The sequence below is a fragment of the Pectobacterium punjabense genome, assembly GCF_012427845.1.
GTDB lineage: Bacteria > Pseudomonadota > Gammaproteobacteria > Enterobacterales > Enterobacteriaceae > Pectobacterium > Pectobacterium punjabense.
Genome location: NZ_CP038498.1, coordinates 3,212,270 through 3,225,336 on the forward strand (window position 1 = coordinate 3,212,270; position 13,067 = coordinate 3,225,336).

Annotated in this window: 13 protein-coding genes and 1 tRNA gene; 6 read left to right on the forward strand and 8 right to left on the reverse strand. The window is 44.6% G+C overall.

The window, feature by feature from the left end; all coding sequences use genetic code 11:
* Positions 1 to 55: 55 nt before the first annotated feature.
* Entirely contained in the window at positions 56 to 1,639 is a 1,584-nt protein-coding gene (gene mqo / locus E2566_RS14625; protein ID WP_107169695.1) for a malate dehydrogenase (quinone), read from the reverse strand.
* A gap of 362 nt (positions 1,640 to 2,001) precedes the next feature.
* The gene (gene mlaA, locus E2566_RS14630; protein ID WP_107169694.1) at positions 2,002 to 2,763 is read right to left on the reverse strand and encodes a phospholipid-binding lipoprotein MlaA; all 762 of its coding nucleotides are present in this window, start codon (positions 2,761 to 2,763) and stop codon (positions 2,002 to 2,004) included.
* An 834-nt stretch (positions 2,764 to 3,597) separates the two neighbouring features.
* On the opposite strand from mlaA, the gene E2566_RS14635 reads away from it, so the two are divergent.
* A tRNA-Arg gene (locus tag E2566_RS14635) sits at positions 3,598 to 3,672 on the forward strand.
* A gap of 338 nt (positions 3,673 to 4,010) precedes the next feature.
* Here E2566_RS14635 and E2566_RS14640 read toward each other — a convergent pair.
* A complete protein-coding gene (locus E2566_RS14640; protein ID WP_107170254.1) occupies positions 4,011 to 4,349 on the reverse strand; it encodes a cupin domain-containing protein in 339 nt (112 codons plus the stop codon).
* A 531-nt stretch (positions 4,350 to 4,880) separates the two neighbouring features.
* Here E2566_RS14640 and E2566_RS14645 point away from each other — a divergent pair.
* The 3 genes from E2566_RS14645 to E2566_RS14655 are packed head-to-tail and all read left to right on the forward strand — an operon-like array spanning position 4,881 to position 7,127.
* Positions 4,881 to 5,507, forward strand: a complete 627-nt coding sequence (locus E2566_RS14645; protein ID WP_107170253.1) for a hypothetical protein — start codon at positions 4,881 to 4,883, stop codon at positions 5,505 to 5,507.
* A 22-nt stretch (positions 5,508 to 5,529) separates the two neighbouring features.
* Positions 5,530 to 6,327, forward strand: a complete 798-nt coding sequence (locus E2566_RS14650) for a lysozyme inhibitor LprI family protein (protein WP_107170252.1) — start codon at positions 5,530 to 5,532, stop codon at positions 6,325 to 6,327.
* Positions 6,324 to 7,127, forward strand: a complete 804-nt coding sequence (locus E2566_RS14655) for a hypothetical protein (RefSeq protein WP_107170251.1) — start codon at positions 6,324 to 6,326, stop codon at positions 7,125 to 7,127. Before E2566_RS14650 ends, E2566_RS14655 begins: the two co-directional genes overlap by 4 nt.
* Before the next feature lie 90 nt (positions 7,128 to 7,217).
* Here the strand turns inward: E2566_RS14655 and E2566_RS14660 are convergent, their stop codons facing one another.
* Positions 7,218 to 7,715: an Lrp/AsnC family transcriptional regulator gene (locus E2566_RS14660; RefSeq protein WP_107170250.1), complete on the reverse strand. Its 498-nt coding sequence runs from the start codon at positions 7,713 to 7,715 to the stop codon at positions 7,218 to 7,220.
* A gap of 82 nt (positions 7,716 to 7,797) precedes the next feature.
* Between E2566_RS14660 and E2566_RS14665 the strand changes: the two genes are divergently transcribed.
* Entirely contained in the window at positions 7,798 to 8,985 is a 1,188-nt protein-coding gene (locus E2566_RS14665; RefSeq protein WP_107170249.1) for an MFS transporter, read from the forward strand.
* Positions 8,986 to 9,103: 118 nt separating this feature from the next.
* On the opposite strand, the gene E2566_RS14670 is transcribed toward E2566_RS14665, so the two are convergent.
* The 3 genes from E2566_RS14670 to E2566_RS14680 all read right to left on the reverse strand — a co-directional run bounded on the left by E2566_RS14670 (position 9,104) and on the right by E2566_RS14680 (position 11,271).
* The gene (locus E2566_RS14670) at positions 9,104 to 9,895 is read right to left on the reverse strand and encodes an NPP1 family protein (RefSeq protein ID WP_107170248.1); all 792 of its coding nucleotides are present in this window, start codon (positions 9,893 to 9,895) and stop codon (positions 9,104 to 9,106) included.
* 219 nt (positions 9,896 to 10,114) lie between these two features.
* Positions 10,115 to 10,876: a hypothetical protein gene (locus tag E2566_RS14675; RefSeq protein ID WP_165800667.1), complete on the reverse strand. Its 762-nt coding sequence runs from the start codon at positions 10,874 to 10,876 to the stop codon at positions 10,115 to 10,117.
* A gap of 128 nt (positions 10,877 to 11,004) precedes the next feature.
* A complete protein-coding gene (locus tag E2566_RS14680) occupies positions 11,005 to 11,271 on the reverse strand; it encodes a hypothetical protein (protein ID WP_107170246.1) in 267 nt (88 codons plus the stop codon).
* A 517-nt stretch (positions 11,272 to 11,788) separates the two neighbouring features.
* Here E2566_RS14680 and E2566_RS14685 point away from each other — a divergent pair.
* On the forward strand, positions 11,789 to 12,328 hold the full coding sequence (locus E2566_RS14685; RefSeq protein ID WP_107170245.1) for a hypothetical protein: 540 nt from the start codon (positions 11,789 to 11,791) through the stop codon (positions 12,326 to 12,328).
* Between the two features lie 104 nt (positions 12,329 to 12,432).
* Here the strand turns inward: E2566_RS14685 and E2566_RS14690 are convergent, their stop codons facing one another.
* Positions 12,433 to 13,005: an alpha/beta hydrolase gene (locus tag E2566_RS14690; RefSeq protein WP_107170244.1), complete on the reverse strand. Its 573-nt coding sequence runs from the start codon at positions 13,003 to 13,005 to the stop codon at positions 12,433 to 12,435.
* Positions 13,006 to 13,067 lie beyond the last annotated feature (62 nt).

Consider the following 13,067-nt stretch of genomic DNA (forward strand, 5'->3'; position numbering starts at 1 on the left):
TAAAATAAGGCCGCTTTCGCGGCCTTATTTACGTCGTTATTCCAATTAATACCAATTACTCAGGTTTAACCTCAATATAATCCAGATCCAGCGTGCTGCTGGTGTAGCGACGGATTTTATTGGTCATTTCAATATTACCGTCCAGCTTCTGACCATAAGACGGAACAATCTCTTTCAGCTTGCTTTGCCATTCTGGCGTCGCCACTTTATCTTTAAACACTTTTTGCAGCAGGCTCAGCATAATCGGCGCTGCGGTTGACGCGCCCGGAGAAGCCCCCAGCAGAGCGGCAATCGAACCATCCTGTGAGCTGACGATCTCAGTACCCAACTTCAGCACGCCACCTTTATCATCATCTTTCTTGATAATCTGAACGCGCTGGCCTGCAATCGCCAGTCTCCAATCTTCTTTCTTCGCGTTCGGGAAGTATTCCTGCAATGAAGCGAAGCGATCGTCATCATCCATCATGACCTGACCGACCAGATATTTCACCAGATCGAAGTTATCCAGACCGACGTGCGTCATCGGCATTACGTTGGAGAAGGTCACAGAACCGATCAGATCCCACAGCGAACCATTTTTCAGGAATTTACTGGAAAAAGTGGCAAATGGCCCAAACAGCAAGACTGGCTTGCCGTCAAAAATACGCGTATCCAGATGAGGAACGGACATCGGTGGCGCCCCCACAGAGGCTTTGCCGTACACTTTTGCCATGTGGCGCTTCACGATTTCCGGGTTTTCTGTCACCAGGAATTCACCACCAACCGGGAAGCCGCCGTACAAATCGGCCTCAGGAATACCGGTTTTCTGCAACAATTGTAGTGCCGCCCCACCCGCACCGATAAAGACGAATTTTGCCTTAATCACGCTCTCTTTTTCGCCGTTCTTCAGATCGGCGTAAGTCACGCTCCAGCTGTTGTCTGCATTACGCTTGATATCACGCACTTCTGAATTCAGATGCAGCGCAAAGTTGGACTTGGTTTTCATCGCACCAACTAACTGACGCGTGATTTCACCGTAGTTCACGTCAGTACCGATAGGCATACGGGTTGCTGCAATTTTTTGAGCAGGATCGCGACCTTCCATCACCAACGGAGCCCACTCTTTGATCGTATTTGGATCGTCAGAGAACTCCATGCCACGGTACAGCGTACTGTGCTGCATCGCATCATAGCGGTGTTTCAGGAACGCGGTGTTTTCGTCGCCCCAGACAAAGCTGATATGCGGCACACTGTTAATGAAAGCGTGCGGATTATTCAGCACGCCATTTTTCACCTGATAAGACCAAAACTGGCGCGAGACTTCAAACGCTTCGGTAATTTCCAGCGCTTTGCTGATATTGATTGGGCCGTCGGGATTATCCGGCGTGTAGTTTAGCTCCATGAAGGCCGAGTGGCCCGTACCGGCATTATTCCAGCCGTTAGAGCTCTCTTCCGCCACGTTATCCATACGCTCAACCATGTCGATAGACCAATCTGGCTGTAGCTCTTGTAGATACACGCCCAGCGTAGAGCTCATAATCCCCCCGCCGATCAGTACCACATCCGTTGTCTTCTCTGTCGTTTTAGCATCTTCAGCCATCGCCAGTGGGGTGCTCACCACCACGGTCAGGCAGAAGAACATAGCAAGTAGTTTTTTCATGCTTATATCTCTATTTTTATAAGTGCAGGTAAATAGAATTTCACGCATTCATTAACACACGACCATGCCACCATCGGTAAAAGGCATCATTCTTATGACCTTTTTGTTAATCACCTCGCTAACAAAAAAATCAGCGTGCTGATGCATTTCAGCCACCGTGAGCATCAATAGCGGTTAACGACGTTGCATTATTGTTATCTGACGAAAGGAAATAAATTTTAGTAAGTAAATAAATAGACAACAAAGTAATAACTTTTAAGAAACAAACCACAGAATCAGTGGGGTAACGATAAGTTTAGCAGTGTTTTATAAAAGCAAAAGGCACCCGCAGGTGCCTTTGAAATGAGCAAAAATATGCTGGGCTAGTTCGCTGAATCAATCTCGTCGAGCGAGTCTTCAATCGCAGCGGCATTCGGATTCTGCTGCGGGGTGATTTGCCCATCGCTGGCAAGGAAATCATGCCGTTGGAAGTAGGCTTCACGCATCATCAGATACGGATCGGAAGAGTTACGCAGCAGACCATCGGAATCCAACAATTGCGCTCGCGTTTCTAGTCCCTCGATAGCCCACTTACCCGCAGACATCCAGAACGTCAGATAGCTCAGCATCGGATACAGCGTATCCACAACATCACCGCCATCTTCACGCAGGGTAGCACTGCCGTAGCCCGGCACGACCAAATAAGGTCCATAGCCCACGCCATAATTACCCAATGTGCTACCAAAACGACGAGACTCTTCTTTCGCCAATTTAGGATTAGCCATCGACGCGACATCAATCAGACCGCCCATCCCAAGCAAGCTATTCAGGAAGAAGCGGTTAAAGTGAATCATCGCTTTATACGGCTTGCCTTCAATGAAATAGTTTACCATCGTCGCTGGCTCTTCCAGGTTACTGAAGAAGTTCCCCAGCCCATTGCGCGCGGGCTTCGGCACATAATCGCGCCAGGCAACAGCGGCCGGACGAACCAGATAAGGATCTAGGACGTCGTAATTGAAGTTGAACATGGTACGGTTAAAGCCTTCAAGTGGATCAGAACGTCCTTCTTGAGCGCGATCCCCGGAACTGGCGCAGCCGATCAGTAACACGCTGGCAAACACCACCCCACTCAGGCGGTAATTCATATCTGTTCTCCCTGATTTATAGTGTGCTATACCTGTAATACTTCAAGCCGCATGTGCGTTGGCTGCGTTACTCGACACACTCGTGTGTATCTCGCCCCCTTGAGGCCGCTGCAAGCCGCGCTCAAATCTGCTTTTAGCAGATTTGTCACTCACCCGAATCACTTACCTGAGTAAGCTCATCGGAATGAAATGAGAGACATCCTGTCTCTCACCGGAAGCCAGCCGTTGGCTGGTCAAATTCGTTCTCGACGAATTTGACCCTCTCTTGCCGCGTTACGATGCTCATCACTGAGCACCGCTCTGAGAGCCAACGCTCTGCGTTGTTCAAAACGTTAACGTTTTGTCCTGCAACTTGAATTATTGGGGGTATATACCCGTGACCGAAAATGGTATTCCCACTATCAGCCCAACCTATCAAACTGGACGATAAGGACGGGATATCGGCCAACAGTGTAACATTTTCTTGATCTATCGCTACGCTGGCTTACGTATTACTGCCTTTTCAGAGGCTTGCCATTTTTCTTATCAGGACAACACGCGGTATCGTAACAACGCGCTCCCCTGCGTGGACGACAACACGGTAGTTCATTGTTCCGCTCAAAGCATAGCACTGCCAACCTAAATCAGTGAGGCATAACGCGTCATCCCACCTTGTAAAAAAGACGACGAGTACATCTTTAGAAGATGATCATACCCTGCGAGAAAAAGAGAAGGACGTAGAGAGAAATCGAGGAAAAAGAACATGCATAAGGCACTGATTGCCGACACTTTGAGCAAACGCGCAGTTAAGTGCTTATTCTCAGAGCCAAAATGCGTATAATGGCTGCGCTTCACGTCTCCGTAGTTAAACGGATATAACAAGCCCCTCCTAAGGGCTAGTTACTGGTTCGATTCCAGTCGGGGACACCATAATCTCGCCTACCCACGTCCATCAAAGTCTATTTTTTCCATTCTATTCATCAAGTTAATACAACAAGCGAGTCTACTTAGCCCTACTCCGTTTTACCGGAGTCTACGCTGTTTTGTTGGTATAAATGTTGGCATAGCAAGTTCGATAATGCAGATACCATCACTGTGGGAGATTTTCTATGATGAGCCACCGTACAGAAAAAATAGCTGGCACCGTTGGTGCTGAAGTACAGGTTGTACACTTTTAGTTCGTTTTTCGAGTTCAACAAGCGGCACCAGCTAAATTAATATGCCTATACGCTATAAGTAGCGAATCGGAAAAGGGTAATAAGCGTATTTTATAGAAGGTCGATACGGTCTCCCCGAGTCGTAGGGTGTGATACCACAATGAAATCAACATCATTATCTGATTCATTTTTGGCCTGATGCCTTGTGCCCGGAGGAATTTCAACGCCTTGATGTTTATTGATTATGTGCTCTGAACCTTCTAATTCAATGGTCAGGGTTCCAGAGAGCACAAAGAAGAACTGCCTCGATTCTGAGTGATAATGACGTTTTTCCCTAGTTCCTGATGGCATCCTTTCATGAATAATACTCATATCCTGTCTTTTGACGAGATACCATCCATCACAACTATCTCCCCAAACGTAGTGCTCTGCGTTATCCTTCGAAATCATTGAGTAACCTCCTTTTTATGCGTTAACGTTGTTATAACGTGGCCGTTATATTATTAATAACAGATGACCAAGGCCAAGGGTAAGGATTAACAGAAAATTCTGAACATCGGCGGTTCACATGTTCATATCCAATTCATTGGCGTGAAATTTTGACCGATTACGACAAGTGGTGATTTATAACGGTACTAAAAGAGCAGACTAAGCTATTCATTGCTTAAACGTTAGACACATCGGCAGCAAGAGAAAGTGGCGAGAAAAGAACAACGCGACAGAGCAGCATTAAACCTAAAAACCTCATCCTTATTTCCTTGATTTATATGTATACCTGAAGATTCAACATGCTGACAACGAATCAAGTATCATTTGAATGGCGCCTAAATTGTTCTGACAGGACGGAGCACGAAACGTAGCAGACGTCCCAATAAAGCATCGATAGTGGCTTGAATAACAAAGAATATATACTTGCAGCCATAAATATCCTTATAATATCAATAAGATTTATTCACTATTTGTAAGGAATGTGTGTTTATTATGAAACGGAATTATATAAAAATCGGTATTTTACCTTTTCTTTTTCTTCCTCTCTCCATTGGGGCACATGCGCAAGACTTCCCAACGTTTGTTACAGACTTCACCACGGTGTTGCAAAAGAGTAAATTATCACAAAAAGACTATAACCAATTCATTGAACTCACTGATTCCTATTTTGTTCCAGCTAACTATGGTGTAAGCATAGCGAAAAAAGATAAAGTCAGTTATAAAAACAACGAAATAATGCCAAAACTTGAATCTGACTCCAGTTTTATATTCAATGGTTCAAATGGGAAATCAGCTTTTATTTCATTTCTGCAAGAAATAAAAAATCTACCACCGTCAGAAAAATATTTTGAAAAATCCTACACGGATGCAGGTTTGGTCTTCGTCATGAATTACTATATGCTGTCATCAGGGATTATTAATATCCAGATGGACACCGTTTCTCCTCCGGGCCTCAAAGGAATTGTCATCAATCTACTTAACGAAAGGGAATCTGAACTTAGACAAGAAGCAGGCGAAAGGGCTTATATCTATCAATTTAAAAAAACAAATGAGACCTATAAGATGGTCAGCGCCAATGCCTATTCATCTTCAGATAAACGAATCTGCATGTCCTGCTAACGTGATTTCAATGGAATTGAAAATGATAAAAATCATAATAAAATCTCTATTATTGATAATAGTTTCATCACACTATGTTAATGCAAATAACCTTGTGTGCCGTAGTCCTCTCGTCATGCAGTCGTTAATCAAAGAAGATCAAGAGAAAGCACAACCCATCAGCGATCGTGTATCTTTAGAGACAATTAAAAAAATTGAATTTGAATATGACATCATTATCACAAAACTTAAAACAAAAAATAATCTAAGCTGCTTTGGCAAAGCCAAGATAAAAATCCCATCCACTGTGTTAGATTTTTTAAAATACTATCCGCTTATGGATAATGGAGATCCTCAAGCAAAAAGCATTTATCTTCTCAATATCCCCCCCCACAAAAAAGAAGCTGAATACATCGTAGTAGACCGTGTTTATTATAATGTTCATATTGCTGATAATCAGCAAGAAACCAATATTATGTATCCACATGATGAGGCAGTCTCGCGCACACTTTATGGCTTGGCCTGGTTACAAGAAAATGCAGCAAGGCTGGAAGATCAATCACCACGTTTTAAATATAAAAAAGCAATCATAGAGTTCACTGAGGCTGATAATGCATTAAATATTTATTGGAGTAACCTACCCGACTATATTAAAGGGCAGATGAAAGAGGATGCACGGCAGTGGATAAAAAATAAAAATAAAAAATGCGGGGCAATAAAATCCATCTCAAATCAAAGCCACTCTCTGGAAGATCAGACAAAAATTTATACCTGCCAACAACAAATGACTAGGGAAAGGCTGGTACAGCTTGGGTTGACTGAAAACAAGGACAAGAGATGAAAAAGCTCTTCTATGTCATGGTTGGAATTATCCTCACTTGCACGTCGGCATATGCCAAGGAAGACTTTCAATGCAGCGATCTCAACGCAGTGGAAGTCGTTAAAAAAACGTTTTCCGACCGTGCAAAAGCACTGTTCTATAATTCTTCTTCTCAATCTGTTGATACTGTGAGCATAATTTATTCTAAATTATCAACTCAGCCACGCTGGGGAAAGGCGTTTTCATGTAGCCTACGGATTGAAATTCCCGTAAGTCAGGAGATTATCGACATCATTCTTAATGAAGACGATCTTTTGTACACAAAAGATGAAATGGATAAAATTAGCAATAACCTTTTTACTAAAACAGGGGAAAGCAAAGATAATAGGCTCAGTAATAACAAGATTGTCATTCCGTCATTTTCCTACGATCTCAGTATTCTCGATAGTGAAAAGGAAATAAAAGTAGAAAAGAAATCCTATGATGCCCTATCCAGAGCAATTTATGGTGTCGCCTGGCTCAGTGAAAATGCCGAAAAAATCACAAAAACGGCACAAGAGAAAACGCTTGAAAATGAAAAAGACCAATATCTTTTCTTTTTCACCGACGTATATGGAATATTGGAAGACACACCTGAAGATATAAAGAGTAAATTCCACGCGTCTCAAGAAACATGGGTTAAAGAAAGAAATAAAAAATGCGGCAATATAGAATCGTTAGAAGCGAATAATTATTCAGTTAAAGAACAGATTCATGCTTATCGCTGCCATAATGCAACGATGAGTGAACAAATATCAAGTTTAGATCCAAGCGAAGGGTAATAGCCACACCTATGTTGCTTCAGGCTATTGCCTGCTATTTTAGCAATAGCCTGAATATAAACCTCTCGTCCTACTGACTCAACCAGACAATCAGCTATCGCTCGGCTGTACAGGGCGCTCAAGATAGGTCGACAACACAATGTAAGATCGTGTTGAGCTAACACCAGGCACCGCGTAAAGCTGAAACAGGAGCTTTTCCAGCGACTGCGCGTCTTCCGTACGAATCTTGAGGATCAGTGCTGCATCGCCAGCAACCGAATGCACCTCTTCAACATCAGAATTACGCGTTATCTCCATCAGTTCTGATGACACGCCCCAACCGCTAGTATCAACGTGCACAAATGCCAGAAGGTTCTTTTTTATCGCGACAGGATCGAGCAGCGCAGCCGTTTTCCGTATCACACCGTCGCGCCGAAGCCGTTTCACCCGTTCATGGGCGGCAGGAGCCGAAAGCGCGACTTTTTCCCCTAGTTCGGCATAGCTCAGCGTAGCATCGTCGACCAGTTCTCTTAATAATCTTCTGTCTGTGGCATCAATATCCCGTGTAGGAATGGCTTTTGGCTTAATATCATCTTTATTTATTTTCATTCTCTAATTCCTTATTCAAAACTAATTCTGTTTGGTTAATAGTATTTTCTCCGAATCATATTAAGCAAAAAGTGAAATTTCAATGTCACCACATCAACATGCCGAACATCATGCGAATTCGTGCACGCTTCGTGTTCCTGGCGCGGCTTATGTCCTGACGTTCTGCATCGGCGTGATTGGATCAAATTCGTTACTCATGGGCCCCATCGCTCCCGAGCTTGCCGCATCATTTAAGAGCGTCACACAGTCAGTCATGCTGGCCTCAGCTGCGTTTGGTCTGGGAACCGCGCTAAGTGCTCTGTTTCTGGCACGATACATCGATCGGTTCGGTGCCTTTAGGATGTTGAAGAACGCGATGATGCTGCTGGTTGTCGCCTTGCTTTCCAGTGCGGTTGCTTCTTCCGTTGAATGGCTGATAGCCAGCCAGCTTATTGCAGGTATTGCATCCGGCGTAGCGATTCCCGCGATTTACACCACCGCTGCGGCAATCGCTCCCAAGGGGCTGGAAAGTAAAACAACGGGTGTTGTTCTTACCGGCTGGACATTAAGCCTTGTTGCCGGTGTTTCACTCGCGTCGATTCTGGCAGAGCAGTTTCACTGGCGCATCGTTTATCTCGGGATCGGTGGGCTCGCCGTTTTGGCTATCGTCATCCTTTCCCGTTTGAGCAATCGAGATGAAAACGTCATTCAGGTTTCATCATCTCCCCTGGCAGCACTCAGCGTGCCCGGTGTGAAACCGTTATTAGCGGCATGCGGCGGATTCATGACCGCCTTTTATGGGGTTTATGGCTATCTGGGCGACTATCTGTACCACGGACTGCACCAGCCGTTGAGTGCTAACGGCCTGATCGCACTTTGCTACGGTATCGGCTTTGGTTCCGCAGCTTTTCTGGATGCTATGATAAGTAAAGTGAATAGCAGAGTAGCTATGCCAGCCTCATTTCTTACGGTTGCGGCGGTGTACCTTATTTTCGCGCTGTCAGGAAATAACTTATCAACGGTATGCGTGCTGATGCTTTTTCTGGGTACCGCAAATCACCTATGCGTCAATTTGCTGATCACCGGGTTAAATACAACCGATGCATCGAAACGCGGTGCCATCATGGGGCTGAACAGTGCCGTGACCTATTTGGCTGTCTTTGCAGGAAATACGTTCTTCGGTGCTCTCTATCAGCATTGGGGTTATACGACGGTGCTATATACTGCGGTAGGGTTCGTGGTGATCTCCATCCTGTTTACGTTACAGATTAAAGAAACAACCAACCTGTGAAATACATTAATACCTGCCTATAATTTATTCATCAATAGGTTATTCCATAAGAATTTTATCAGACTGAAAAGTGCGAAAATAGGAAGAGGTATGTTTGACCATACCTCTCTTATCATAATTATTTTGATGCTGTTAGGCTGGCAGCGGTAAATTCTGGATAACCAGCCGGCCGACCATTATTCAGATTATTCAGGAAATTATTGTCTTTAAGAGGAATCGAGGCCGATCCATAGTCAAACGCGTTTAATCGGTTCCGCAATTCCTGATTATTAATGCCATCACCGTACATTGAATACCAACTGATAATATCTGGCGTGACAAATTTCTTATATGGATTTTCTGCTTGTTCATTCGTTTTAGAAAAACGGAAAGCGTGGGTTAATGCACCATCTTTGTGATAAACAAATTTCAGATGCCCATCCTGTTTATCGATGCTCGCCGCATCTTTGGTCGTCAATTTACCATGAGCACTGTAGCTACCATGCGTTACTACGCCATTTTTAGTCCAGATCGCAACATGTTCCCAATCATGGCGGTGGCCTGAATTTACACCGTTCAGTATCTGATCTTTTAAAAAATAGAGCGCGTAGAAGCTGCCACAATAACGGGAACCACCAGAGTTAACACAGGCATATCGGTGCAGTGTATTTGATGAGTCAAGAAAGTTACTCCATCGGCACCCACCTGTTATATTTCCCGATGGTTTAAGCCCACCGTTTTGTACACCATTACGGCTCACTCCGGCGCTGGGAAGACAACCATCAGAATCAAAATCAAATACCGGTGCAATCGCCCGTGCATCAATTCCAGACGGCAAGGTTTGGTTTAATTTAGGGAAAGTATCTGCATGCGAAGAAAAAGTAGCGAACAATATTGAGAATGCCAGACTTGTTTTCTTTCCTGAAAGCATATTAATTCCTTTAGTAAAGAATAACCGTTTAAAACCAATACCATCAATAGCTACAAAAACTGTACCCATGATGAAAGCGTAAGAAGTTCCACTTTTAACAAGAAAAAAGAGGAAATCAAAATCTTTTATTTCCAACAATGAAGATGAATATATTTAGGCTGCAAAATAATATAGGGAACTTATATAATAGTCAGCAAGTTCCCTACCACGTTAGGACGCTTACTCTCCAAACACGTCATAACGCTGATTTTTCGCATCAAAACGATATTCCAACAGAATATCCCCTCCGCCGTGGGAATAGCAGTTCAGCATGATGCTGCGATTATCTTCGCCGTTCTCAATATTCATATAAACCGGGGTCATGAAAAAACCGAACTGGCATTGTTGAAAGTCAGGTTTAAGAAGCTGATCGACATTGCCGCTCTTCTTGTTAATCGCCTTGATCCCCTCAACAACCATCCCCGTATCGCTGTTTTGATACACTCCGACGAAACTGTGGGTTTCCGTTTGTCCCCAGAAAGGAATATCGACCTGCCCTTCTACCTTGGCAGGTTGCTCGCTATCGTCAAAGGATGCGACACGCCGTAAGCTAACATCATAACGAGCTTTTCCGTTCGACCACTCGCCGCGGAGCTCTTCTCCCGTTTCCGTTAATTTAAACGGGCAATGTGTCATATCCATGTCAGACTTAACGCCCTGAACGATATATTTATCATAATCCTGAGGCGTATGAATTTCGCAGATATCGAGCGACGTTTCCGAGAGTCGACCATACAGAGGGATCGGTGCTCGGTATTTATCGTAAAAGTAACTTCCCAAAAGATTCTTATCTTGGTCAATACCGTATTTCTGCAATGAAAAATGCACCGGATAAGGCCCAATATGGCCTTCGTAATTGCTCACGACATACCAGCCAGCATGCGCTCCCCATGTTGCCGTCCACAGTCCACAGGCTATTAAGGTTGATACCGCTACTCTCATATATTCACCTTGTCTACCCGTTATACCTCAAGCCACATATGCGTTGATTTTTCTGCAACTCGTGTTATTTAGTGTGTAACCATAAAGCGCTGTTGTTCAAAAACGGCGAACACCTGTCGCACATCCCTTTAATCATGCTGGCAGCAGGGACAGATTTCTACCTCAGAAACCGTCATGGCCGTTGTTCCCTGACAATCCCATTCGACACGTACCGGCTGGCCTTCAGGCTCCGAGTGGTGCAGATACTTATTGACGGGACTTTCCGTCATACCACTCACCACTTCAGTGGCGATAAGCTCATCACCGACAAAAATACGGGCTGTCGCCTGTGAGGCTTCGCGCGTTTCACCGGATTGCCGATACAAATAGTTAACCGTGAGTTTAATGCTGGGCATAGCACTTCTTAACAGGGAAAAAACAAGGAAAACAGTGTATCGCGTTCACTCGCGCTTGTAGAGCACATACATAGCAAGCGGTATCCCCAACCCATGCTAATACCATGATAGTTTTCTATTTTTTAAAAATAGAGGGATCTGGTCGCATAAAATCGCACGATTGGTAATCAAAAAGTTAAATCTTATGCCTTTTGGATATTAATGAAGCAGAAAAAACAGCCGATACACTTTTCGATAGGGTGTTTTTTAATGCAATTGCATTTTGCATAAATAGTGTTTGGCATAAATACTGTTTTATCGTGTTCTGATTGAACCATGTCGCTAACGTCATCGTGTTGAATAATAGGAAATTATACTCATCGGATTGATGCCTCTTCCAAGTAAGATAATTAACTTGCTTATGTTGGCGGCACGAGTTTTAACAATGGCGCATTAACGCATGTGGTTTTAACGCACTGAAGTAACTCACTGGTAAAACCATTACCAGCATTAAATAGATATAAGAAGGAGTTATACTGTGGTGATTCCAGATATTCAAATCGTGAGTTCAACAACTCCTGCGACCATGCCTCCCATTGGCGCAGCCGCTAATCCAACTGTCGTTGCAGCCATCAGCCCGGGGAATAAAACCGACACATCAGCAAATTCCGACTCGCAAAATATGCCGGGCTCGAACGAGAGCACGAAGGTCACGCTGTCGTCTCAAAAGAAGCGTGCTACTGAAGAGAAAGATGTCACTCCACCTGAACAGGTTAAGGCACAGCAGAAAGTTGCCACTGAATATTCTTTGGCGATGACAGGTATTCCTTTGTATAACGGTAAACTTGTGTCCGTGGTTAAATACCCAGATGGTAATTCTGAAATGTTTGATGCCTTTACAGGACAGCGCATCACACAGGAAGATTTGGCTCTCATGAGCGCACTTCATAGTTCTGGTGGCGAGCAGGTATTACATTTTGAGAGTAAGACGTCATATAGCAATTTATCTGCGGCCGAAGTTTATCAGCAGATCCAAGAGATGATGCATGGTTCAAGCGGTCAGGAAGATCAGTCTTAATAATAAATCGATGCCAAGACAAATAACCCCATTGCCCTGGCATTAAAGAAAAATATAACGCTATCTTAATAATACAGAATGGCTACTTAATGGAAACTGGCCGATTAACGATTAGCAACGAGCGCTTGCGAAAACTCAGTTAATCTTGTCAGGCCATATTCCCAGGGACCAAACCCCGCTTCCGCATTAATATGCCCCGCCTCGCCGACATCAACTAACTCACTGTTCCACGCCTGCGCCCAGTATTGGGCGCGAGTGAAACTCATTAACGGATCGTTATGGCTGGCAAATGTCAGCGCAGGAACCGGCAGCGGCGCTGCCTGAATGCGATCGTCGATTTCAAAGCGCAGGGGCTCGGCAGGAGCCACTAGCATGACACCGGCGATCCCTTCCTGACCCTGTTGCACGATATGGCAGGAAGCCAATGCACCGAAGCTGTGACCAATGAGAATCACAGGCTGTGTACAGACGCCGATCTCACGGCGGATCGCCAATACCCAACGGTCCAGATCGGCCTGATACCATTCCCGCTGACGTATACGGTGCCAGTGAGGAAAACGCCGTTCCCAATGGCTTTGCCAGTGTTCGTCATCGCTGTCTCGCAACCCTGGCACCAGTACCATCGTTAGCTGCTGGCTCACTTCAGCAAGCCGCAGATCGATTTCTGTTGTCTGCATCCGTTCTTAACACTCCTGTCTGTTACACCGTGACGCTCATCCTGCCCTGCCAGATCAATTAA